The organism is Nonomuraea sp. WAC 01424 (assembly GCF_003947315.1).
Classification (GTDB): domain Bacteria; phylum Actinomycetota; class Actinomycetes; order Streptosporangiales; family Streptosporangiaceae; genus Nonomuraea; species Nonomuraea spiralis.
In genome coordinates this window covers 336,412-359,499 of the sequence record NZ_QHHZ01000002.1, presented here as the reverse complement: position 1 = coordinate 359,499, position 23,088 = coordinate 336,412, and the positions used below count along the sequence as shown (strand labels likewise).

At 70.8% G+C, this 23,088-nt stretch carries 21 protein-coding genes and 1 pseudogene; 7 read left to right on the top strand and 15 right to left on the bottom strand.

What is annotated here, in order from left to right:
• Positions 1–50: 50 nt before the first annotated feature.
• Positions 51–149, bottom strand: a pseudogene (locus tag DMB42_RS54125) (LysR family transcriptional regulator); the annotation flags it as partial.
• Between the two features lie 131 nt (positions 150–280).
• On the opposite strand from DMB42_RS54125, the gene DMB42_RS07000 reads away from it, so the two are divergent.
• Positions 281–595 carry an SDR family NAD(P)-dependent oxidoreductase gene (locus DMB42_RS07000; protein WP_125631825.1) on the top strand — a complete coding sequence of 105 codons (315 nt, stop codon included), beginning with the start codon at positions 281–283 and terminating at the stop codon, positions 593–595.
• A gap of 28 nt (positions 596–623) precedes the next feature.
• Here DMB42_RS07000 and DMB42_RS06995 read toward each other — a convergent pair whose 3' ends face one another.
• The 8 genes from DMB42_RS06995 to DMB42_RS06960 all read right to left on the bottom strand — a co-directional run bounded on the left by DMB42_RS06995 (position 624) and on the right by DMB42_RS06960 (position 9,899).
• A complete protein-coding gene (locus tag DMB42_RS06995) occupies positions 624–1,520 on the bottom strand; it encodes an aminoglycoside phosphotransferase family protein (protein WP_125631823.1) in 897 nt (298 codons plus the stop codon).
• Positions 1,507–2,502: a LacI family DNA-binding transcriptional regulator gene (locus DMB42_RS06990; protein ID WP_125631821.1), complete on the bottom strand. Its 996-nt coding sequence runs from the start codon at positions 2,500–2,502 to the stop codon at positions 1,507–1,509. The genes DMB42_RS06995 and DMB42_RS06990 overlap by 14 nt, the downstream gene beginning before the upstream one ends.
• A 32-nt stretch (positions 2,503–2,534) precedes the next feature.
• Positions 2,535–3,905 carry a GH1 family beta-glucosidase gene (locus DMB42_RS06985; protein WP_125631819.1) on the bottom strand — a complete coding sequence of 457 codons (1,371 nt, stop codon included), beginning with the start codon at positions 3,903–3,905 and terminating at the stop codon, positions 2,535–2,537.
• Positions 3,902–4,705: a carbohydrate ABC transporter permease gene (locus DMB42_RS06980; protein WP_125631817.1), complete on the bottom strand. Its 804-nt coding sequence runs from the start codon at positions 4,703–4,705 to the stop codon at positions 3,902–3,904. Before DMB42_RS06980 ends, DMB42_RS06985 begins: the two co-directional genes overlap by 4 nt.
• Positions 4,702–5,661, bottom strand: coding sequence for a carbohydrate ABC transporter permease (locus DMB42_RS06975; protein ID WP_125631815.1), 960 nt, complete (start codon positions 5,659–5,661; stop codon positions 4,702–4,704). The genes DMB42_RS06980 and DMB42_RS06975 overlap by 4 nt, the downstream gene beginning before the upstream one ends.
• A complete protein-coding gene (locus tag DMB42_RS06970; RefSeq protein ID WP_125631813.1) occupies positions 5,658–6,950 on the bottom strand; it encodes an ABC transporter substrate-binding protein in 1,293 nt (430 codons plus the stop codon). Before DMB42_RS06970 ends, DMB42_RS06975 begins: the two co-directional genes overlap by 4 nt.
• A gap of 180 nt (positions 6,951–7,130) precedes the next feature.
• The gene (locus tag DMB42_RS06965) at positions 7,131–8,021 is read right to left on the bottom strand and encodes a serine/threonine-protein kinase (RefSeq protein ID WP_125631811.1); all 891 of its coding nucleotides are present in this window, start codon (positions 8,019–8,021) and stop codon (positions 7,131–7,133) included.
• 39 nt (positions 8,022–8,060) lie between these two features.
• Positions 8,061–9,899 (bottom strand): class I SAM-dependent DNA methyltransferase, encoded by a 1,839-nt coding sequence (locus DMB42_RS06960; RefSeq protein ID WP_125631809.1) that lies wholly within the window; start codon positions 9,897–9,899, stop codon positions 8,061–8,063.
• 76 nt (positions 9,900–9,975) lie between these two features.
• On the opposite strand from DMB42_RS06960, the gene DMB42_RS06955 reads away from it, so the two are divergent.
• Positions 9,976–10,746 (top strand): PP2C family serine/threonine-protein phosphatase, encoded by a 771-nt coding sequence (locus tag DMB42_RS06955; RefSeq protein WP_125631807.1) that lies wholly within the window; start codon positions 9,976–9,978, stop codon positions 10,744–10,746.
• Between the two features lie 123 nt (positions 10,747–10,869).
• Positions 10,870–11,865 (top strand): CHAP domain-containing protein, encoded by a 996-nt coding sequence (locus DMB42_RS06950; protein WP_125631805.1) that lies wholly within the window; start codon positions 10,870–10,872, stop codon positions 11,863–11,865.
• Between the two features lie 149 nt (positions 11,866–12,014).
• On the opposite strand, the gene DMB42_RS06945 is transcribed toward DMB42_RS06950, so the two are convergent.
• Positions 12,015–13,067, bottom strand: a complete 1,053-nt coding sequence (locus DMB42_RS06945; protein WP_125631803.1) for a glucose 1-dehydrogenase — start codon at positions 13,065–13,067, stop codon at positions 12,015–12,017.
• Between the two features lie 124 nt (positions 13,068–13,191).
• Between DMB42_RS06945 and icmF the strand changes: the two genes are divergently transcribed.
• Positions 13,192–16,398, top strand: coding sequence for a fused isobutyryl-CoA mutase/GTPase IcmF (gene icmF / locus DMB42_RS06940; RefSeq protein WP_125631801.1), 3,207 nt, complete (start codon positions 13,192–13,194; stop codon positions 16,396–16,398).
• 154 nt (positions 16,399–16,552) lie between these two features.
• Here icmF and DMB42_RS06935 read toward each other — a convergent pair whose 3' ends face one another.
• Entirely contained in the window at positions 16,553–17,278 is a 726-nt protein-coding gene (locus DMB42_RS06935) for an SDR family NAD(P)-dependent oxidoreductase (RefSeq protein WP_125631799.1), read from the bottom strand.
• Between the two features lie 105 nt (positions 17,279–17,383).
• Between DMB42_RS06935 and DMB42_RS06930 the strand changes: the two genes are divergently transcribed.
• On the top strand, positions 17,384–18,223 hold the full coding sequence (locus DMB42_RS06930; RefSeq protein WP_125631797.1) for a LysR family transcriptional regulator: 840 nt from the start codon (positions 17,384–17,386) through the stop codon (positions 18,221–18,223).
• 77 nt (positions 18,224–18,300) lie between these two features.
• On the opposite strand, the gene DMB42_RS06925 is transcribed toward DMB42_RS06930, so the two are convergent.
• Positions 18,301–18,627 carry a hypothetical protein gene (locus DMB42_RS06925; RefSeq protein WP_125631795.1) on the bottom strand — a complete coding sequence of 109 codons (327 nt, stop codon included), beginning with the start codon at positions 18,625–18,627 and terminating at the stop codon, positions 18,301–18,303.
• A gap of 186 nt (positions 18,628–18,813) precedes the next feature.
• Here DMB42_RS06925 and tpx point away from each other — a divergent pair, with 186 nt between their 5' ends.
• The gene (gene tpx, locus DMB42_RS06920; protein WP_125631793.1) at positions 18,814–19,314 is read left to right on the top strand and encodes a thiol peroxidase; all 501 of its coding nucleotides are present in this window, start codon (positions 18,814–18,816) and stop codon (positions 19,312–19,314) included.
• A 30-nt stretch (positions 19,315–19,344) separates the two neighbouring features.
• On the opposite strand, the gene DMB42_RS06915 is transcribed toward tpx, so the two are convergent.
• Together DMB42_RS06915 and DMB42_RS06910 are read right to left on the bottom strand one after the other, a co-directional pair.
• Positions 19,345–20,244 (bottom strand): TIGR03619 family F420-dependent LLM class oxidoreductase, encoded by a 900-nt coding sequence (locus DMB42_RS06915; RefSeq protein WP_125631791.1) that lies wholly within the window; start codon positions 20,242–20,244, stop codon positions 19,345–19,347.
• 9 nt (positions 20,245–20,253) lie between these two features.
• Positions 20,254–21,060: an SAM-dependent methyltransferase gene (locus tag DMB42_RS06910; RefSeq protein ID WP_125631789.1), complete on the bottom strand. Its 807-nt coding sequence runs from the start codon at positions 21,058–21,060 to the stop codon at positions 20,254–20,256.
• A 142-nt stretch (positions 21,061–21,202) separates the two neighbouring features.
• On the opposite strand from DMB42_RS06910, the gene DMB42_RS06905 reads away from it, so the two are divergent.
• Complete coding sequence (locus DMB42_RS06905) at positions 21,203–21,937, top strand: helical backbone metal receptor (protein WP_125631788.1); 735 nt, start codon at positions 21,203–21,205, stop codon at positions 21,935–21,937.
• On the opposite strand, the gene DMB42_RS06900 is transcribed toward DMB42_RS06905, so the two are convergent.
• A complete protein-coding gene (locus DMB42_RS06900) occupies positions 21,938–23,086 on the bottom strand; it encodes an ROK family transcriptional regulator (RefSeq protein WP_125631786.1) in 1,149 nt (382 codons plus the stop codon).
• Between the last annotated feature and the right edge of the window lie 2 nt (positions 23,087–23,088).

Sequence of the window (23,088 nt, the reverse complement as noted above, 5' to 3'; positions counted from 1 at the left end):
GTCAGCGCCACGGTCCGCCGGTCACGGTCGAACAGCTTGGCCCGCATGGACAGCTCAAGCTGCCTGATCTGCCTGCTCAGCGAGGGCTGGGAGATGAACAGCCGCTCGGTGGCCGCCCGCGTGAAGCTCAGCTCCTCCGCGACCGCCACGAAATACCGCAGATCCCGGATATGGGCATAGACGACCTGGCCAAGGAGACGGTCGCCGAGATCGAGAACGCCGGCGGGCAGGCGTACGCGGTCAAGGCCGCGTTCGAGGACGGCGGGACGTCGTCTACTCGATGACCAAGGGCGCGCTCGACACGCTCGGCTTCACCCTGGCCCCGATCCTCGGCCCGCGCGGCATCACCGTGAACACCGTCTCCCCGGGCGTCACCGAGACCGACATGAACGCCTGGCTGCGCGAGGACCACGACGGCGCGGCCGAGCGGAGCGTCACCGAGGTCACCGCGCTCGGCCGCATCGGCCGGCCGGACGACATCGCCGGCGCCGTGGCGCTGCTGGCCCGCCCGGAGGCCGGCTGGATCACCGGCCACGTGCTCGACGCCACCGGCGGCTACTTCCTCGGCCCGGCGGGCGGCGTGGTCCCCGTCTGAGAGCTGACCCGGAAACAGGGGAGGGCGGTCAGCGGGTGCGGCCGCTGGGGTCGCGCAGCCACATGTCGAGGGCGGCGCGGGCCTCGGGCCGCTCCTCGGGGAAGCGCAGCGTCCTGACCAGCGTCCACAACACCCCCTGAAGGGCGCGCGCCTCGGTGAACACCGCCAGGCCGGGATCGCCGGGGTCGGCGCCGTAGGCGCGCACGGCCGCGCGCCCGTCGAGACGTACGGTCCGCAGCAGGCAGGCCAGGTCCCAGCCCACGGGCGCGGACATGGTCTCCTCGAAGTCGTTCCACAACCATCCGCCGGGGGTGGCCAGCAGGTTGCCCGGATGGGCGTCGCCGTGGACGGCCTGCCCGCCGTCCGGCAGCCGGGCCGCCAGTCCGGCGCGGGCCCCGGCGAGCCGGGCCAGCACGTCCGGCTCCAGCTCGCCCGCGAGCAGTCCGAGCAGGTGCTCGGGCTCGTCGAGAACGGGCCCGAGACGTGGCAACGCGCCCGGGTAACCACGCAACGCCTCGTGCAGGTCGCGCAGCGCCCGCCCGAACACCTCGGGCGTGACCGCCCGCGCCCCGTCGTGCTCGACGTACCGCCAGTAGGACACCGGCGTCCCGCCGCGCTCGTGCACCCGCGCGGGCAGCAGATCGCTCGGCGGCACGACCGGCACCCCCCGCCCGTGCAGGTACGACACGACCGCCAGCTCCCGCCGCATCGCCTCGGCGGGCCGGAGCCGGGCGAGGGCGGTGACCGTGGGCACCCGCGCCACGACCGGCGCCGGCCGCAGGTGGATCCGGAGGTTGTAGGAGTCGGTCAGCACCACGGGCTCGCGCACCGCGACACCGTGCTCCTCGGCCACCGCGACGGCGGCGGCGACGGCCTCGTCCGCGGGGATCGCGCGCGGGGGCCCGGCGGGGTCAGGCAGACTCACGGACCACCAGCTCCGTGGGCAGGATCACCGGCTCCCGCGAGCCGCCCTCGAACAGGCCGAGCAGCAGCCGGACCATGGCCGCCGCCTGCTCGGCGATCGGGTGCCTCAGCGTGGTCAGCGGCGGCTCGGTGTACTTGGCCGCCTCGATGTCGTCGAACCCCACCACCGCCACGTCGTCGGGCACCCGCCGCCCCGCCTGGCGCAGCGCTTGGAGCGCGCCGACCGCCATCAGGTCGTTGGCCACGAACACCGCGTCGAGGGCGGGGTCGTCGCCGAGGAGCTGGCGCATTGCGACCGCGCCCGACTCCCGCGTGAAGTCGCCCACGGCCACGATCGAACGGCGGTCGGAGTCGCGCAGCACGTTGCGGTAGCCGGTCAGGCGGTCCTGGCCGGCGATCATGTCCTGCGGGCCGGCGATCGTGGCGATCCTGCGCCGCCCCGACCCGACCAGGTGACGTACGCCGGCCTCGGCCCCGCCCACGTTGTCGTTGTCGACGTACGGGATGTCGACCGGCACCGCCGGACGCCCGTACGAGACCACGGGGACGCGCAGGCGTGACAGCGCGGTCGGCAGCGGGTCGGCGCCGTGCATCGAGATCAGCATGACGCCGTCGACGTGGCCGCCCGAGATGTACCGCTCCACCCGCGCGTGGCTCTTGGGCGAGGAGGCCAGCATCAGCACGACCTGCTTGTTCACCGCCTCCAGCTCGTAGCTGGCCGACCTGATCGCCGTGGAGAACATCGGGTCCTCGGAGAAGACCCGGGTGCCCGGCTCGCTGACGACCAGGGCGATCGAGTCGGTGCGCTGGGTGACGAGGCTGCGCGCCGCCGAGTTGGGCACGTAGCCCAGCTCGTCGATCGCGCGCTGCACGGCGTCGCGGATGTGCGGCGCGACGGTCGTCTGGTTGTTGACGACCCTGGAGGCGGTCGCGCGCGAGACGCCCGCGCGGGCGGCGACCGCCTCCAGCGTCGGGCGTCTCATGACTGCACCAAGAGGGAGAGCACGGAAAAAATCTACAGGCCGTTCCTGCTGATCACGTCCCGGTACCACAGGGCGCTGTCCTTGGGCACCCGGGTCTGCGTCGCGTAGTCCACGTGCACGATGCCGAACCTGCGCCGGTAGCCCTCCGCCCACTCGAAGTTGTCGAGCAACGACCAGACCAGGTAGCCGCGCAGGTCGGCGGCCAGCTCGACGGCCCGGTGCACCTCGCGCAGATGCCCGTCCAGGTACGCCACCCGCTGCTCGTCGTGCACCCGCCCGTCCTCGACCAGGTCGTCGAAGGCCGCGCCGTTCTCGGTGACCATGAGCCCGACCTGCGGATAGTCCTTCGAGAGCCGGACGAGCAGCCGGGACAGGCCGTCGGGCACGATCGGCCAGCCCATCGCGGTGACCGGCGCGTCCGCCGTCGCGAAGCGCACCCCCTCCGAGCCCGGCCAGGCGGCGTCGGCCGGCAGCCCGGGGCCGGACTCGACCACGCACGGGTTGTAGTAGTTGACCCCGACCAGGTCGATCGGCGCGTTGATCAGCTCCAGGTCGCCGTCCTGGATGTGCTCGGTACCGCCGTTGCGCGCCGCCGCCACCAGGACCTCCTCCGGGTACCTGCCGTACAGCGCGGGGTCGAGGAACTGCCTGGTCAGCAGGGCGTGGATGCGTTCGGCGGCGGCGGCGTCCGCCTCGCCGGCGACCGCCGAGGGGTCGTTGACCTGGGCCGGGGTGAGCACCGGCGCGGAGTTGACCACGAGCATGATGCTGCGCGCCCCGGCCGCCCGCAGCCCGCGCGCCGCCAGGCCGTGGCCGAGCAGCAGGTGGTGGGCCGAGCGCATGGCCGCGCCGGGGTCGCGGCGGCCCGGCGCGTGCACGCCGTTGCCGTAGCCGAGGAAGGCCGACACCCAGGGTTCGTTGAGCGTGGCCCAGTCGCCGACCCGGTCGCCGAGCCGGTCGTGCACGGCCTGGGCGTAGTCGGCGAAGCGGTGGGCCGTGTCGCGGTCCGTCCAGCCGCCGCGGTCTTCGAGGGTTTGGGGGAGGTCCCAGTGATAGAGCGTGACATACGGCGAAATTTCGGCGGCTAGTAGTTCATCTACGAGCTTGTCGTAGAAGGCCAGACCGCGGGCGTTGATCGGTCCTGTACCGTCCGGCTGGACGCGCGGCCAGGCCACCGAGAACCGGTAGGCGCCGAGTCGCAGCTCGCGCATCAGCCCGACGTCGTCCTTGTAGCGGTGGTAGTGGTCGCAGGCCACGTCACCGGTGTCGCCGCCGGCCACGTTCCCGGGGGTGTGGGAGAAGGTGTCCCAGATCGACTGGCCGCGCCCGTCCTCCTTGACCGCCCCCTCGATCTGGTACGAGGCCGTGGCGGCTCCCCAGACGAATTCCTCGGGAAACATCATCCCTTAACAGCTCCTTGCATGATTCCACCGATGATTTGCCTGCCGAACAGGACGAATACCGCCACGAGCGGTAGCACGCCGACCGCCGTGCCCGCCAGGCCCAGTACGTAGTCGTTGACGTACCCGCTGGCCAGCGTGGACAGGGCCACCTGGACGGTCGGGTTGTCCGGGTTCAGCACGACCAGCGGCCAGAAGTAGTCGTTCCAGGCCGACATGAACGTCAGCATGCCGAGCACGGCCGCCGCCGGCCGCGCGGCGGGCAGCACGACGTGCCAGAACAGCCCCCACGTCGTGCACCCGTCCACCCGCCCGGCCTCCAGCAGCTCGTCCGGCAGCGCCCGCGTCAGGTACTGGGTCATGAAGAACACGCCGAACGCGTTGACCAGCGCCGGAACGATGAGCGCGTAGTCCGTGCCGGTCCACTCCAGCTTCACCATGAGCAGGTAGAGCGGGATGATGCCGAGCTGGGCCGGGACCATCATGGTCGCCACGGTGACCACCAGCATGGCGTTCCTGCCCCGGAACCTCAGCTTGGCGAAGGCGAACCCGGCCAGCGTCGAGAAGAACATCACCGCGACCGCGATCGAGCCCGCCACGATGACCGAGTTCAGCAGCGCCAGCCCGAAGGGCACGGTGTCGAACACGCGGGAGACGTTGGCGACGAAGTTCCCGCCGGGCAGCAGCGGCGGCGGGACCTCGGCCAGCGCCGAGTTGTGCCGCGAGGCCACCACGACGCTGTAGTAGAGCGGGAAGGCGGAGAAGAAGGCGACCGCGATCAGGGTCAGGTAGCGCAGCCTCACAGCGTGCCGCCCTTCACCCGCCGGCTGATCAGGAAGTTGACCCCGGCGGCGACGACCACGACCAGGAACATCAGCCAGGACGCCGCCGAGGCGTACCCGAAGTCGAACTTGGTGAAGCCCTGCTCGTAGACGAACAGCGCCAGCGTCTGGAACTGCCGGTCGGGGCCGCCGCGGGCCACGCCGCCGCCCGCGCCGCTGCTCTGGCCGAACAGCAGGGGCTCGGCGATGATCTGCATCGCGCCGATCGTGGAGACGATGACGACGAAGATGATCGTCGGCCGGATCATCGGGATGGTGATCCGGCGCAGCTGGGTGAGGTTGCTCGCGCCGTCGAGGGTGGCGGCCTCGTACAGGTCGCGCGGTACGGCCTGCATGGCGGCCAGGAAGATGAGCGCGTTGTAGCCGGTCCAGCGCCACATGATCATCACGGAGAGCGCGACGTGCGAGGTCGCGGTGCCGGCCGCCCAGTCGATGTTCCCGATGCCGAACCACGACAGCACCCAGTTGATCAGCCCGAAGTCGCGGCCGAAGAGCTGGCTGAAGATCACCACCACGGCCACCACGCTGGTGACGTTCGGCAGCAGCATCGAGACGCGCAACAAGGTCTGGAAACGCAGCCGCCGGTTCAGCAGGTGGGCCAGCCAGATGGCCAGCAGGAGCTGCGGCACGGTGGACAGCACGCCGATGGACAGCGTGTTGAACGTGGCGTTCCAGAAGTACCCGTCGGCCAGCAGCGTGCGGAAGTTCTTCGCGCCGACGAACGTGTGCTCCTCCGACAGCAGGGTCCAGTCGTGCAGGCTGACCCAGGCCGTGTAGATGAGCGGGAACAGCCCGAAGGCGCAGAACAGCAGGAAGAAGGGGGCGACGTAGGCGTACGGCGACACCCTCACGTCGAGGGTGTGCCGCACGCTACGCCGCCGGCGCCGGGCCGGCGCCGACAGCGGGAGCGTACTCATTTGATCTTCTGGACGTCCTGGAGGACCTGTGCCCATGCCTGGTCGGGCGTCTGCTTGCCCTGCTCGACCCGGCCGAGCCCGTCACCGATCACGACCCGTACGTCGGCCTCCTTGGGGCCGAGGTGCTGCGGCTTGAGCGCCTTGGCGGCCTCGGAGTAGATCTTGCCGATCGGGGCGTCGCCGAAGAACGGCTTGGTGAAGTTCTGGATCGAGGGGTCGTCGTACAGCGACGGGATCGACGGGAACGTGCCCTCCTCCTTGAACACCTTGGCCTGGTTCTCCTTGGAGGTCAGGAAGTCGATCAGCTCGGCCGCCTCCTTCGGGTGCTTGCTCTGCTTGGGCACCATCAGGTGCGAGCCGCCGCTGTTGCCCGAACCGCCCGGCACGGTCGCGATGTCCCACTTGCCGGAGGCGTCCTTGGCCTGCTCCTGGATGAACCCGGTCATCCAGGCCGGGCAGATGATCGTGGCGAACGAGCCCTTGGCGAAGCCGGTGTTCCACGGCGGGGAGAAGGCGGCCAGCTTGGCGGTCAGGCCCTCCTGCGTGAGCTGGTTGGACAGGTCCCACGCCTTCTTCACGTCGGGGTTGGAGGCCACGATGATGGTGTCCTGGGCGTCGTACAGGCCGGTGGGGGCCTGGTTGACCATGGCCCGGAAGATCTCGCCGGGGGAGTCGACGAACTTGGCCCCGGCGACGTCCGCGGCGGCGAACTTCTTGCCGGTCTCGATGTACTGCTCCCAGGTCGGCCAGAGCGCGGCGACCTCGGTCCGGTCGTCCGGCAGCCCGGCCTTCTTGAACAGGTCCTTGCGGTAGCACATGGCCAGGCCGCCGACGTCGGTGCCGAGGCCCAGCACCTGCCGGCCGTCCTTGCTCAGGCCCTGCTGCCACTTCCAGTCGAGGTAGTCGCCCTGGCGTTTGTCGAGCCCGTACTGCTTGAGGTCGACGAACTTGCCGGCCTGCGAGGTGAACGTGCTGATGTAGCCCACCTCGACGGCCTCGACGTCGGCCGCGCCGGCGTTCGTGGCCAGGCGCTTGACCAGGTTGTTGTGGTGGTCGTTGAACTGGGTGACGGCCTCGGCGATCTCGATGTTCGGGTGGGTCTTCTTGTATTCCTCGTAGAGCGGTTTGAAGCCGAAGTCGCCGAAGAGGCCGATGGTCAGCTTGATCTTCTCGCCGGGCTTGGCGCTCGCCTCCGTGGTCGGGCTTCCGCCGCCGCCGCAGGCCGTCGCCAGCGCGAGCAGGGACGCGGTGAGCACGGGCAGGGCGAGCCGCCGGATACGAGGGGTCATGGAAACCCTCCTGGGTAGAACGGGGGGATGTGAGAGAGCGCTCTCTCGTCAGATTCGCGGCCCTCACATGGCTCTGTCAACGGAGGTTAAGTAACGATCGGCGTTATGCGAGAGAGCGCGTTCAGGACCGGCGGCGGTGCGCTACGGTGGGGTCGGCCGGCCGTGGGCGGGCGTGGCCGGTCAGCGGCTGAGCACCCGGCCGACCATGCGGGCGTACATGCGGCCGGGGCTCGGGGCCTCGGCGAGGAAGCCGGGCAACATCGGTAGCCCGACGGCGAAGGGGGTGAGCCGCTCGTACAGTTCGTTGGCGTCGGCGGGGCGGTTCTCGGGCTGCTTCTCCAGCAGCTCGGCCAGCAGCGCGCCCAGCTTGACGGGAAGGCCGGGAATCGCCGGCGGGCGCTCCTTGACCTGCTGCTCGAAGACCACGTAGTCGGTCGGCCCGGTGAAGAGCTGCCGCCCGGTCAGCATCTCGTGCAGGACGCAGCCGAGCGAGTACAGGTCGCTGCGCGGCTCGGCCACACCGTGCTGGATCTGCTCGGGAGCCATGTACGCCGGAGTGCCCAGGATCTGGCCGATCCTCGTGAACGTGGTGACGTCGGCGTCCCTGAGCAGCGCGAGCCCGAAGTCGAGCACCTTGACGCTGCCGTCGGGACAGAGCATGAGGTTGGTCGGCTTGAGGTCGCGGTGGCAGATCGCCAGGGCGTGGGCCGCCGACAACACCGCGCACGCCTGCGCCGCGATGGCCGCCGCCCAGGGCACCGGCAGCGGGCCGTGCTCGCTGACCACGTCGGCCACGGTGACGCCCTCGATGAACTGCATCACCTGGTAGAGCCGCTGCTCGTGGGTGCCGAAGTCGTAGAGCACGGGCGCTCCCGGGTGCTCCAGCCTGGCCAGGATGCGCGCCTCCCGGATGAACCGGCGCTCCAGCTCGTGATCGGGCCCGCTCGGCAGCCTGAGCAGCTTCACCGCGACCCTGCGGTCGAGGTGGCGGTCGTGGCCCGCGTAGACCGCTCCCATGCCGCCCTGACCGAGAGGGAGGTCGTCGAGCTCATAGCGGTCGCCGATGACCATTCGCCCCTCCCCGCAGCCTTTTCGGGAAAAACTACACCGTCAGGACTGCGGGTGCAGGTGGCCGTCGGCCAGCCCGTCGAGCCCGAGTCTGATCAGGGTACGGCCCAGGGTCGAGGTCTCGCGCAACGAGTCCTCCAGCACGGCCAGGGCCCTGAACGCCTCCCCGTACGCCTTCTGCTCCTTCAGCGACAACCGCGGCACGCGGGTGCGGCGCACGTCGAACCTGCTGGAGCCGGTCGTCACCCGGCCGCCCGCGGCCCGCAGGAAGCCGGCCAGGAAGTCGGGGTCGAGCCTGCGGACGTCGACCCGGTAGAGGGTCAGGTGGGGGCCGAGCACCGCGCCGCCGTCGGCGATCACCCGCACGCTGGAGTAGGAGGCCACCACGTCGCCGGGCCGGATCACGATCAGGCCGGGCTGCATGACGGTCAGACCGGAGGGCGCGCTGCCGCTCAGCACGTCGTCGGCCATGAGCACGGCCACGTCACCGCCGTCGGCGGCCATCTTGGGCGGCGCCTGCGACGTGATGACCAGGCCCTCCTTGATCAGGTCGCCCAGCGTCGTGGACGGCTGGACGAGCGGCTGGTCCAGCACCTGGAGGTCGGGCGGGCGCGCGGCGGCGGCGAGGAAGCGGTCACGGGCCTGCGCGAACGCCCGGCCCACGTCGTCGCGCCGCTGGTGGCGGGCCGGGGTCATGTCGACCTCGTCGGCCAGCAGGTCGATGATGCGTACGGTCTGGTCGGAGCGGTCGTCGAGATAGGCCAGCCAGGCGGGCTCCACCAGCGTCAGATCGGCCGTCGCGTCGAGGATGAGCACCTCGGACGGAGGCCGCTCGCCCGCCTTCGGACGGCGCAGCAGCCACAGGTCGGAGCCCGGCGGCGCCACCACCGCCCGCAACGCGCCGGCGCGCAGCAGGTTGGCCCTGATCCGGCGGCCGGCCTTGCGGCTCGCGGCGGCCGGGGGCATGAGCACGGCGACCAGCCCGCCGGGCCTGACGTGGGTGAGACAGTGTTGCACCCAGGCCAGCTCGGGCTCGCCGCGCGGCGGCAGGCCGTGCTCCCAGCGCGGGTCGCCGGTCAGCTCCTCGTAGCCCCAGGCCCGCTCGTTGAACGGCGGGTCGCACACCACGGCGTCGGCCTTGACCTCGGGGAAGCCGTCGACCCGCATGGAGTCGCCGGCCACGATCTCGGCCTGGATGCCGCGCAACCGCAGGCGGGCCGCGGTGATGGCGGCCGAGGTCGCGCTGAGCTCCTGCCCGAGCACCCGGGCGGGCCGGCCCCGGCTCGTCCCGTTGCCGGGCTCGCCGGGCGCGGGATCGGCCGGGACGGCTTCGGACCGTTCCGGCGGGTCGGGCAGCGCGCCGGCCGGGGGCAGGAGCAGCGTGCCGACGCCGCAGGCGGGGTCGAGGACCGTGATGCCGTCGGCGCGTACGATCCGCAGCATCAGCTCGGCCACGTCGTCGCGGGTCACCGACAGCTGGCGGGAGTGCGCCTCCAGGTAACGCTCGCAGAGGAACTCGTACGCCGTCAGCGGGTCGTGCCGCTCGGCGAGCTCCAGAACCAGCCCGGCCAGCTCGGGCTCCAACTCGCTCTCGCCGCTGGTCAGCAACGTTCCAGCCTGGGCGACCAGCTCGCCCAGCCGCAGATCGCCGGCGGCTTTCAGGCGTTGCCACACCCGATCTCCCAGCGAGACCTGGTAGGACTTCCCGTAGCGGCGCAGCCACGACTCGACCTGACGCAGCGAGAACAGCGGCTGATTGGCGGTTCCGCCGATCGGCTGGGGGAAGTCGTCGTGGCGGCGGCGCCAGTTGCTCACCGCGGCACGCCCGACACCCGCGAGCCGGGCGATGTCCCCGGCGTTCACGGTCGGGTCGTGGCTCATGAGGCCCACAGTAGTTCACAAGAGTCTTCAGCGCATCTGCTTGTGAAGTCTTTCAACCAATGATTTACTGCTGGGTATGAAGCACAACATCCGCTATGCCGCCGGATCAGATGTGGGCCGTCGCAGGGAGCAGAACGAGGATTCCGGCTATGCGAGTGGCCGGTTGCTCGTCGTTGCCGACGGCATGGGCGGCCACGCGGCCGGCGAGCTGGCTAGCTCGGCGGCGATCGCCGTCATGCGCGAGCTGGATGCCACGCTTCCCGAGACCGGCTCGGACCTGGAGGCGGCCCTGGAGGGCGCCGTGCACGAGGCGGCCCGCAGACTGGTCGAACTGGCCGACATCGACCCCGCCCGCCGGGGGATGGGGACCACGGTGACCGCCATGCTGTGGGACGGCTACCGGTTCGCCCTTGCTCATCTCGGTGACTCCCGCGGATACCTGCTTCGTGATGGCGCGCTCTATCAGATGACCAAGGATCACACACTTGTGCAGTCGATGGTGGACGAAGGCCGGATAACCGAGGACCAGGCCGCGGTGCACCCGCGCCGTTCCATGGTGCTGCGTGTGCTGGGCAGCGAGGGCCGGGCCGAACCGGACATGGCGCTGCGCGAGTCCGAGCCTGATGACCGTTACCTCCTCTGCTCCGACGGGCTCACGACCGTGCTCGGGCCCGAGGTCCTGCACGAGGTGCTGACCACGGTGGCAGACCCGGCCGCCGCCGTCCAGCGGCTCATCGATCTGGCGAACGAGGGCGGCTCGCCCGACAACGTCACCGTGATCGTGGCCGACGTGGTCGCGCCGGGGGCCGGCGAGGTGAGCGTGTACCGCGTGGGCGCGGGCGCCTGAGTTCGAATTCACCGCAGCCTCAGCCGTCACATCGGTCCCAATGCCGAAATTTCGGCTCATATATAGACACTTTCTGAATGATTCGAGCACTTTCGCGATGGCGCTACTACAGTCCATCGTGATTTGTCGGTTTTTCGGGGAGGAGTCACCCTGGACCCGATCGCGGACGCGCTGCTGAAGCAGGTGCGGCAGGAACTCGGTTACAAGGAGAAGAGCGGCCAGACCACCAAATTCGGCCATTGGTACGCGGATCGCGTCCAGGACACCCAATACCGTGACGCGCCCTGGTGTGACATGTTCATCGCCTGGGCGGCCGACAAAGCCGATATCGGTTCGTACGTCGGGCAATTCGCCTGGACGCCTTCCCATGCCGCCTGGTTCATCAAACAGAACGCCTGGGCGCAGCGGCCCGAGCCCGGCGCGCTGGTCTTCTTCGACTGGAGTGGCGGAAAGAGCTACAAAGGCATCGACCACGTCGGGATCGTGGAACGGGTCGAGGGCAAGAAGCTCCACACCATCGAGGCGAACGTCGATCGCGTATGGCTCAAGCGCAAGGTCAGGGACACCGACAAGGTCGTCGGGTACGGCCTTCCCCGGCTGGTCAAGGCCGGCGCCGACCAGGCGGCCGAGATCCGTACGACCGAGCAGCCGTTCGTGCCCGCGCCGCGGACCGACGTGGGCCGGAACTCGCCCCTGGACGTCCTGGGCACGCCGCCCGCGTTGCTGGCCGCGATGGTGCTGGTGACCGTCGTACTCTCCTTACGCCTCACCGGCCGCCGCCGCGGCACCCACCGCCGCTTCACCTGGCCCCACCCCTGGAACGCACCAACCCCCAACCCCGAACGCCCAGAGCGCGTCGGCGCCGTGCCCGCCAAGAGCACGTCGCACTCCCCGCCGCAGCCTTCTCCTCGGACCCGAAGGGCCGCCCCCTCGGGCGGTGCCGGTCCCCGTGCCGGGAAGGCGACGCCCTCCGCCGCTCAGGCGGCGCTCGGTGGGACGGGCTCGCCGGACGCGATCGAGGCACAGCTGGCCGCGGGAGGCCGCGCACGCGTCCCCGCAGGCGCCGGCAGCCCAACCCCCGGCTCCACCCGCCGCAACCCGTACACCCCCAAGCCCTGACCCTCCTGCCCCTCCGCAAGGGCCGCACCCCCTCAGGACCGGGCTGAGGATCGGCGCCCCACGGAGCCCGATCCCTCAGAGGCCGAGCCCTCCGCGAGGGCCGCGTCCTCTCAGAGGGGGCGCCCTGTGGGGGCGGTGTGACCTGCGGGTCAGGAGGTCAGGTCCAGGACTACCTTTACGTCGTCCGGCGCGTGGGTGAAGGCGTCTTCCGCCTGGGGCAGGGGGATGCGGCGGGTGATGAGGCGTTCGAGCCAGCTCCGGTCCGCCTGGGCCAGGGCGGTCGCGGCGTCCCTGAAGTGGCGGAGGTTGGCGTTGACCGTGCCGAAGATCGCGTCGTTCTCCAGGACGATGTCCCGGTTGACCTCGCTCACGTCCAGCCGGTGTGTACGCCCGCCCGCCGCCAGCCCCGCCAGGCACAACACCCCGGCCGCGGCCGTGCAGGTCATGGCCTCCATGACGAGCTGCCCCACCCCGGTGCCCTCGATGATGATGTCCGGCTTGTCCTTGGTGAACGCCTCCAGGCTGCTGCCCACGTGGTACGTCGCCCCCAGGTCGGCCACCAGCGCGGGCTTGACCCCGCCCGCCTCCCGGTCCAGTACGTGCACCTCCAGCCCCCGCTGCCGCCCGAGCAGCGCCGCCAGCAGCCCGATCGGCCCCGCGCCGGTCACCAGCAGCGTGCGCGGCTCGAACCAGGCCCGCGCGCCGATCCGCTCGATGTGCTCCCACGCCTTGGCCACCACGGACGTCGGCTCGACGAGCATCCCCACGCTCTCCAGCGAGGGATCGAGGCGTACGGCGTACCCGGCCTCGACCGCCCACCGCTCGCTGGCGTAGCCGTCGAGCTCCTTGATGCCGCGCTCGGTGTAGAGGCCGTTGCGGCACATGTCGAACTCGCCCCGCGCGCAGGCGCCGCACGGTACGGGATCGGGCCGGCGTACGACGCCCACCACCAGGTCGCCGGGGGAGAAGGCGGACCCGTCGGGCACCTCCAGCACCCGGCCCAGCGACTCGTGGCCGATGACCATACGTTTCCTGTCGGGCGGCGCCCAGCCGTACTCGGCCGCGGCCAGTTCCCTGTCGGTCCCGCAGACCCCCAGGGCCAGCCCCTGGACGAGCAGTTGCCCTGGTCCCGGCTCGGGCTCGGGCACCTCTTCCACCTCAAGCGTCCCCGGCCGACCCGGCTCGAACGTCAACGCGCGCATCGGCGTCACCCCCTGGGGCAGTCCTTACCCAGACCGCAGGGCCCTACTAGGACGTCCTACTATCGAAATAGTTGGACGTCCTAGTATCTTCGCAGTAGGTCCCTGCACAAAGGAGTGATCAGGCGTGCACGTCCCGGCGTACCCTGTCCGTTTCGTGACCGCCGCGGCCCTGTTCGACGGCCATGACGCGGCGATCAACATCATGCGGCGCATCCTCCAGACGCAGGGGGCGGAGGTGATCCATCTCGGCCACAACCGGTCGGTCGACGAGGTCGTCACGGCCGCCATCCAGGAGGACGTCCAGGGCGTGGCCATCAGCTCCTACCAGGGCGGCCACGTAGAGTTCTTCACGTACCTGGTCGAGCTGCTGCGCGAGCGCGGCGCCGGCCACGTCAAGGTGTACGGCGGCGGTGGCGGCGTGATCGTCCCCGAGGAGATCGAGCTGCTGCACGAGCGCGGCGTCACGCGCATCTTCTCGCCGGAGGACGGCCAGAAGTACGGCCTGCCCGGCATGATCAACAAGCTGATCGAGGACTGCGACCACGAGCTCGGCGACCCGCCGCCGCTGGAGGCCGTGCTCTCGGGCGACCAGACGGCGCTGGCCCGCGCGATCACGTTCATGGAGTCCGGGCACCGCGCGGCCGAGCTGGTCGAGGGGCTGAAGGCCGCGGTGGCCGTCCAGGAGCGCCCGGCGCGCGTGCTCGGCATCACCGGTACGGGCGGTTCGGGCAAGTCCTCGCTCACCGACGAGCTGGTCCGCAGGTTCCGGGTGGACAACGACGACAAGCTGCGCATCGCCATCCTCGCCATCGACCCCACCCGCAGGCGCGGCGGCGGAGCGCTGCTCGGCGACCGCATCAGGATGAACAGCCTGGGACCCCAGACCTACTTCCGCTCGCTGGCCACCCGAGGGGCCGCCAGCGAGGTCCCGGCCTGCCTCGACGACGTGGTCACCGCCTGCCGCGCGGCCGGCTACGACCTGGTGATCGTGGAGACGCCCGGCATCGGCCAGGGCGACGCCGGGATCGTCCCGCACGTGGACGTGCCCATCTACGTCATGACCCCCGAGTTCGGCGCCGCCTCCCAGCTTGAGAAGATCGACATGCTCGACTTCGCCGAGGCCGTCGTCATCAACAAGTACGAGCGCCGCGGCGCCGAGGACGCCCTGCGCGACGTACGCCGCCAGCTCGTGCGCAACCGCGAGGCGTTCGGTCAGTCGCCCGAGGACATGCCGGTCTTCGGCACGATCGCCGCCCGCTACAACGACGCCGGCGTCACCGCCCTCTACCAGCACCTCAAGGGCCTGCTGCTGGAGGACGCCGGGCCGGGGCTGCTGCCCACCGTGACCGAGCGCACCTCCAAGGCGGCCGCGGCGATCGTCCCGCCCGCCAGGGCCCGCTACCTGGCCGACATCGCCGAGTCCGTCCGGACCTACCACGCCGAGACGCTGACCCAGGCGGAGATCGCCCGCCGCCGTCAGCAGCTCGCCGCCGTACAGGAGCTCCTGGGCGGCGAGGACGCGCGGCTGGCGGGGCTCGCCGAGCAGGCCGAGGAGGAGCTGAGCGGGGATAGCCGCCGGCTGCTCGACGGCTGGCCCGCGGTCAAGGAGGCGTACAGCAGCGACGAGCTGGTCGTGAAGATCCGTGACCGGGAGATCCACACGCCGCTCTGGCGCGAGACGCTGTCGGGCAACCGCATCCCGCGGGTGGCCCTGCCGCGCTTCAGCGACCACGGCGACCTGCTGAGGTTCCTGCGCTCGGAGAACCTGCCGGGGTCGTTCCCGTTCACCGCGGGGGTGTTCCCGTTCAAGCGGGACGACGAGGACCCGACCAGGATGTTCGCGGGGGAGGGCGACCCGTTCCGTACGAACAGGCGCTTCAAGCTGCTGTCGGAGGGCCAGCCCGCGACCCGGCTGTCCACCGCCTTCGACTCGGTCACCCTGTACGGCCACGACCCCGACCTGCGCCCCGACATCTACGGCAAGGTCGGCACCTCCGGCGTCTCCATCGCCACGCTCGACGACATGAAGGTGCTCTACGACGGGTTCGACCTGGCCGCGCCCAACACGTCGGTGTCCATGACGATCAACGGCCCGGCGCCCACGATCCTGGCCTTCTTCCTCAACGCCGCGATCGACCAGGCCCACGACCGGTTCCGCGCCGAGCAGGGCCGCGAGCCCGACGAGCGGGAGTCCGCCGAACTGCGCGCCCGCACGCTGGCCACGGTCAGGGGCACGGTCCAGGCCGACATCCTGAAGGAGGACCAGGGGCAGAACACCTGCATCTTCTCCACAGAGTTCTCGTTGCGGATGATGGCCGACATCCAGGAATGGTTCATCCAGAACGCGGTCAGGAACTTCTACTCGGTCTCGATCTCCGGCTACCACATCGCCGAGGCGGGGGCCAACCCGATCAGCCAGCTCGCGTTCACGCTGGCCAACGGGTTCACGTACGTGGAGGCGTACCTGGCCAGGGGGATGAAGATCGACGACTTCGCGCCGAACCTGTCGTTCTTCTTCTCCAACGGCATGGACCCCGAGTACAACGTGCTCGGCCGGGTGGCGCGCCGGATCTGGGCGGTCGCCATGCGTGAGCGCTACGGCGCGGCCGAGCGCGCGCAGAAGCTCAAGTACCACATCCAGACCTCGGGACGGTCCCTGCACGCCCAGGAGATGTCCTTCAACGACATCCGCACCACCCTCCAGGCCCTGATCGCCATCTACGACAACTGCAACAGCCTGCACACCAACGCCTTCGACGAGGCCGTCACGACCCCGTCGGCCGACTCGGTGCGCCGCGCGATGGCGATCCAGCTCATCATCAACCGCGAGTGGGGCCTGGCCAGGAACGAGAACCCGTTGCAGGGCTCGTTCATCATCGACGAGCTGACCGACCTGGTCGAGGAGGCGGTGCTGGCCGAGTTCGAACGGCTGTCGGACCGGGGCGGCGTGCTGGGCGCCATGGAGACCGGCTACCAGCGCGGCAAGATCCAGGACGAGTCGATGTTGTACGAGATGCGCAAGCACGACGGATCCCTGCCGATCATCGGCGTCAACACCTTCCGCAACCCTGGCGCCGAGCAGTCCGACCCGCACAAGCTGGAGCTGGCCAGGGGCACCGAGGAGGAGAAGCGCTCGCAGCTCGACCGCCTGCGCGCCTTCCACGAGCGCAACCGGGCGCAGGCCCCCGTGGAGCTGTCCCGGTTGCGCGAGGTCGCCATGTCCGACGGCAACGCGTTCGCGGTGCTGATGGAGGCGGCCCGCGTCTGCTCGCTCGGTCAGATCACCGACGCGCTGTTCGAGGCGGGCGGCCAGTACCGGCGCAACGTCTAGCTGTGTGAGGCCAGTACGTCAGCGACGCCGGTGATGGTTGTGGTGCAGGTTTCACACTTCGATCGCCGCGCGTCGCTCGAGGACCTGCCCGTACTCGGGCGGCGCGATGCGCGGCTGACGTCGAGAACGGGGATGGTTCGTGCCGGTGTGGCTGCTACCAGGGCACCGTTCCGGCGTCGTCGAAGAATCCGCCGGTCGGTCCGTCGTCGGGAAGGGTTGCGAGGCGAATCGCGATGGCCGCGCCCTGTTGTGGTGTGCGGACGCCCTGGAAGCCGTTGAGGTCGGTGGCGGTGAAGCCGGGGCAGCCGGAGTTGACCAGGATGTGGGTGTCGCTCAGTTCCTTGACGTATTGGATGGTGAGGGCGTTGAGGAAGGTCTTCGAGGCCAAGTAGGCGGCGGGAACCGGGCCCATGTCGATGCCCGGTGTGGTTTGCAGGGCGAGCGAGCCGACGCTGCTGGACATGTTGACGATCCGCGGTGATGCCGAGTCGCGCAGCATCGGCAGCATCGCGTTGGTGACCCGGATGACGCCGATCACGTTGGTCTCCACGACAGCTCGCACGGTCGCGGGCCCGACCGTGGTCGGTGTCTGTGGCGTACCGCCGGTGATCGCGGCATTGTTGACCAGGACGTCGAGCCCTCCGGCATGGCCGGCGATCAGCTCGGCCGCGGCGGCGACACTTGCGTCGTCGGTGACGTCGAGCGGCACGCCGAACGCGTCGGTCCCGGCCGCGCGCAGCTTCCCGACCGCGGTGTCGCGGCGTTGCCGATCCCTCGCGCCCACACCGATTCGCCAGCCGAGGGCGCCCAGGCCTGCGGCGATCTCGTATCCGATTCCCTTGTTCGCGCCGGTCACCAGCGCGATCGTCCGTTCACTCATGCGGTCGATCATGTTGCGGGGCCGGGTGGGGCGTCCAAGACCGGTCAGGTGGGCGGCGATACCGCACGGGTATCGGTCGTGGTCAGCGCTGAATACGATGAGCCGGTGGAGACGCGGGAGTTGCGATACTTCGTCGCCGTCGCCGAGGAGTTGCACTTCGGGCGGGCGGCACAACGGCTCACGATGGCGCAACCACCACTGTCGCGGGCGATCCAGCAGCTGGAACGGCGGCTCGGAGTCGTTCTGCTGCACCGCACCGCTCGCGCCGTCACCTTGACCGAGGCCGGGTCGGTGCTGCTGCGGGAGGCCCGGCTCGTGCTCGACGCGGTCGAAGCCGCCGAGCGCCGCACCCGCCGCCGCGCGGCCGACCAGCCCGGTGTGGTCCTGGCCACCAAGGCCGGAGCGTCCAGGGAACTCTTGTCGAAGCTTCTGCACGCCTACGCCGCCGAACCGGGCTCGGTGGCCGTCGAGGTGATGCTGTGCGGGCCGGGCGAGCCGGAAAGTCTGCTGCGCACCGGGATTGCCGACGTCGCTCTGCTCCACCAGCCCTACGACACGACAGCCGGATTCGACACCGAGGATCTGCACACCGAACAGCAGGTCGTGGTCCTGCCCAAGGGGCACCCCCTCGCCGACCGGGCGCATCTGTCGTTGGCCGAGGTCAACGCCCAGACGGACCTGCCCCTGCCGCGCTGGCCCGGACGGGACGGCGGCCATCCGGACGGCCCCGGTCCGCAGGTGCGCGACCATACCCAACTGTTCCAACTGATCGCGCTCGGACTGGCCTGCGCCGTCGTACCCGAGTCGCTCCGGGACCAGCTACGCGACGACCACGCCATCGTGCCGGTGCCGGACGCGCCGGCCGTCACGGCCGTCATCGCCTGGCCGCCACACAGCACGTCCAAAGCCGTCGCCGACCTCGTCCGCACCGCGACACGCCTGTAGCCGATACCCGCTGCGACACCGCCGTACGCGGCGCCGACCGCTCCGGAGCGCCCGGCCGATCCGAGGTTCTCCCGGCGCTAGCAGTACACGGCGCCGTTGAAGCGGCGCGGCGCCTTGGGCACCCGGCTGGTCAGCGTCCGGCCGGGGTCCACCGTGCGGCACGAGCCGTCGGGGCCGAAGGCCCAGTCGATGCGCATGCGGATGCGGGAGCCGCAGTCGTTGCGGGCGTGTCCCGTCTGGCGGACCCAGCCGGTGGTCCGCCACACGGCGACGCAGCCGGGGACGTTCCCGAGCGTGGTGGAGGTCGAGGCGCCGGCCGGGGCCGCACCCGGCGCGATCAGCCCGAGCGAGGTGATGCCGGCGAGCGTGATGCCGGCGAGCGACGTACGGATGATGCTGGTCATGTTCCCGTTCCTCTCGTCGTGCGGAGCTGTTGACCAGACCGTAGGGCGGCGCGGGTTGAGCCTTTGTTGAGGATCCGTTGGGCGGGACGGGCCGGCCCGGCGTGGCCCGTCCCGAGCCGCCAACTGCCGGGGGAGATCGCGCCGCTAGGATCGCTGGTCGGGGAACATCGCTATCAGGAGGCATTCATGTCCGACGTCAGTTTCAAGGGCAACCCGATCACCGTGGGCGGCGCCTTCCCGAAGCCCGGCGACGCCGCGCCCGCCTTCAAGCTGGTCGGCACCGACCTGGCCGACCGTACGCTGGCCGACTTCGCCGGCAAGACCAAGGTGCTCAACATCTTCCCGAGCGTCGACACCGGCGTCTGCGCGGCCTCCGTGCGCCGCTTCAACGAGGTGGCCGCCGAGCACCCCGACGTGGTCGTGCTCTGCGTCTCGGCCGACCTGCCCTTCGCCCAGAACCGGTTCTGCGGCGCCGAGGGCCTCGACAAGGTGACCATGTTGTCGCTCATGCGCGGCCGTGAGTTCCTCGCCGACTACGGCGTGGCCCAGGAGTCCGGCCCGCTGGCCGGCCTGGCCGCCCGCGCGGTCGTGGTGCTCGACGGCGACGACAACGTGGTCTACTCCGAGCTGGTGCCCGAGATCACCCAGGAGCCCGACTACGAGGGCGCGCTCTCCGCGCTCAAGTAACCGGCGCCCAAGCGACCGGGGCGCCGGGGCTCAACCGGCGCCGAGGCGTTCCGCGAACTCGGCGGCCAGCTCCAGCAGGTGGTCGTCGTCGGCGGCGGTGTGCTGGAGGTCCAGGATGATCTCGTGGACGCCGGCCTCCGCCGCCCGCGACAGATACTCCGCGATCTCGGCCACCGTGCCGCTGCGCGGCGGGGTGCCGTTCCCGGTGACGACCGGGTTGGAGCGCAGGATCATGCGCAGGGCGTCCGGGTCGCGTCCGGCCTGCTCGGCGCTCTGCCTGATCGTCTGCCACATCGACGTGAGCGCCGGGATCGGCAGGGTGGCCGTCAGCCAGCCGTCGCCCCTGCGGCCGATCCTGCCCAGCGCCTCCGGGGCGAACCCGGCCAGCAGCAGCGGCGGGCGGCGTACGGGCTTGGGGTCGATGTGGCTGGGCGCGATCGTCCACAGCTCGTGCTCGAACGTCACCGGGTCGCCGCCCCAGATGGCCTCCAGGGCGTCGAGGGTGGCCTCGTACCGCTCGGCTCGGCTCTTCCAGGGCACGCCGACGGCGGCGTACTCGTCGGAGGACCAGCCGAGGCCGAGCCCGGCGGCCAGCCGGCCGCCGCTCAGGTGGTCGAGCGTGGTGAGCGACTCGGCCAGCAGCGGCGGCGGGTACCAGCAGGCGTTGAGCGCGCTGGTGCCCAGCCGTACGGACGAGGTCACGGACGCGGCCACCGTCAGCACCGCGAACGGGTCCAGGAACACCCGGTGCGCCTCCGGCACGCTGCCGTCGCCGCCGGGATAGCGATCCTTCGGCCGCAACGGCGTCAGCAGCCGGTCGCCCGCCCACAGGCTCGCGAACCCCGTCGCCTCGGCCTCGCGGGCCACCCGGGTCACGCTGGACAGCGCGGCGAACCTGCCGTACTGCGGGACGGCGAGGCCGAGGTCCATGAACGCGTCCTAGATCTTCCTGCCCATGCCGCACACGATGAGCGACGACTCGGGGCGGTCCATGAAGTCGATCGTGTCCGCCTGGTCGGGATGCCACTCGGGCAGCCACACCAGACCGGGCTCCACCAGCTCGAACCCCTCGAACAGCTCCCTGATCCTGGCCCGGCTGCGCAGCGCGAGGCGCGCGGTGGCGTTGCGGTAGACCTCGGTGCCCGTGCTGACCGCGTCGGGACGGGCGTCGCTGGTGCCGTGGGACATGACCAGGTAACTACCCGGTGCCATGGCTTCACGCAGGGTCTTGAGGATCTCCTCCGGATTGTCGGACTCCTCGACGAAGTGCATGATCGCCACCAGCAGCACGGCGACCGGCCGGCTGAAGTCGATGGTCCGCAGCACCTCGGGATCACGCAGGATGTCGCCCGGGTTGCGCAGATCGCCCTCGACCACCGTCGTGTCCTCGCCGTGGCCGGTGAGCAGCGCCCTGGCGTGCACCAGCACCACGGGGTCACGGTCGACGTAGACGACCCGGGCCCCCGGGGCGATCTTGGCGGCCACCTCGTGCACGTTCCCCTGGGTCGGCAGCCCCGTGCCGATGTCGAGGAACTGCCTGATCCCGGACTCGGCGAGGTGGCGTACGGCACGACCGAGGAAGGCGCGGTTGGCGCGCGCCGCGGCTCGTACCTCGGGCGCCACCGCCAGGATCCTCTCGGCCGCCTCGCGGTCGACCGGGAAGTGATCCTTGCCGCCGAGGTAGTAGTCGTAGAGCCGTGCCACGTTCGGCGTGTTCGGATCGAAATCCGGTGCCTCGTGCTCCAACCGTCGAGCCCCCGATCACAGAGTTTTAACGATCTTTACCGGGATTCTACGGATCTATACCGACATAAGCGTGGTGCTACGCATATTTCAGGAAATCGCAACCTAAGGTGGTGCCGTGGTCCACGATGACACAGGGTTCCCTGTGGAGGTACCCCAGACCGTACGGCGGATCGTGTCGCTGGTGCCGTCGCTGACCGAGTCCGTGGCGGCTACCGTCCCCGAGGCGCTGGTGGGGGCGACGGACTGGTGCTCGCACCCGGCCGGCCTGGACGTGGCCCGGGTCAGAGGCACCAAGAACCCCGACCTCGACGCCGTCATCAGCCTGCGGCCCGACGTCGTCCTGGCCAACGTCGAGGAGAACCGCGCGCCCGACGTCGAGGCCCTGCGCGCGGCGGGCGTACCGGTCTGGGTGACCCGGATCGAGACGCTGGACCAGGCGTTCACCTCGCTGGAGCGCCTGTTCGCGCACGCCTGCCGTACGGACCGCCCGGCCTGGCTGGAGACCGCCCGGCAGGCGTGGGACGACCCCGCGCCCGGCCCGCGCCGCACCGCGATCATCCCGATCTGGCGCCGCCCCTGGATGGTCGTGGGCCGCGACACCTTCACCGGGGACGTGCTCAGACGCCTCGGCGTGGACAACCTGTACGCCGGACACCCCGAGCGCTACCCCAAGATCCCCCTGCCGGAGCTGGCCGCGAGCCGCCCCGACCTCGTCGTGCTGCCCGACGAGCCCTACGCCTTCAGCGCCGAGGACGGCCCCGAGGCGTTCCCCGGCCTGGCCTGCGCGCTGGTCAGCGGCCGCCTGCTCACCTGGTACGGCCCCTCGCTCACCGAGGCCGCCGCCCTGTCCCGCGCCCTGTCCGGCGCCCACGACTGATCATCCGGCGGCGTCCGCCAGCGCGCCGTCCACGGCGGCGGGGGAGAGCACGTGCTCCATGACGATCACCGCCATGCCCACGATCCCGGCCCGGTCGCCGAGCCCGCCGGTGACGATCTCCAGGTTGCGGGTCGTGTACGGCAGGCTGCGCCGGTAGACGATCTCCCTGATCCCGGTCAGGTAGTGCTCCCGCGTCTGCGCCATGTCCCCGGCCAGCACCAGCACGCCGGGGTTGAGCAGGCTGACCGCGGTGGCCAGCACCACGCCCAGCGTCCGGCCCGCCTCCTGGGTGCGCGCGACGGCCGCCGGCTCGCCGGCCTGCACCAGGCGCACGACGTCGCGGCTGGACTCCTGCCCGAGGTCGGCCGCGACCGCGTGCCCGCTGGCCAGGGAGGCCACGCAGCCGCGCGAGCCGCAGGTGCACACCCGGTCGTCGGACTCCCGGATGCGGACGTGCCCGATGTTCCCGGCGGCCTCCTCGACACCCCGGTAGATCTGCCCGTCGAGGACGATGCCGGTGCCGATGCCGGTGGACACCTTGACCAGGATCAGCGAGTCCGTCCCCCGCCAGGACGACCACCACTCGCCGAGCGCCATCGCGTTCGCGTCGTTCTCCACCAGGATGGGCACGTCGTACGCGGGCGCGAACGCCTCCCTGATCGGATGGTCGTCCCACCCCGGCATCAGGAACGACCTGATCACCCGCCCGTTCGTGTGGTCGACCGAGCCGGGCAGGTCGAGCCCGATGCCGCACACCTCGTCCGCCGGCCGCCCGGCCTTGTCCAGCAGGCGCAGGAACGCCTCGCGCACCCACGTCAGCACGGCCTCGGGCCCGCGGTCGATGCGCATCTCGGCGCGTTCCTCGGTGATCGGCCGGGCGGCGAGGTCGGTCAGGGCCACCCTGGCGTGGGTGGCGCCCCGGTCGGCCACCAGCATCAGGCGTCTGGTGGCGTCCACGTCGAGCACCGAGGGCGGCCGGCCGCCCCCCGAGGCGCCGACGCCGGACTCGTGCAGGTAGCCGGCGGCGATCAGCCGGTCGACCCGGTCGGTGACGGTCGACCGGGACAGGCCGGTGAACTCGATCAGGTCCTTGCGGGTACGGCAGGAGCCATCGCGGATGAGCTGGAGGACCTGCCCTGCCGTCAGCATGT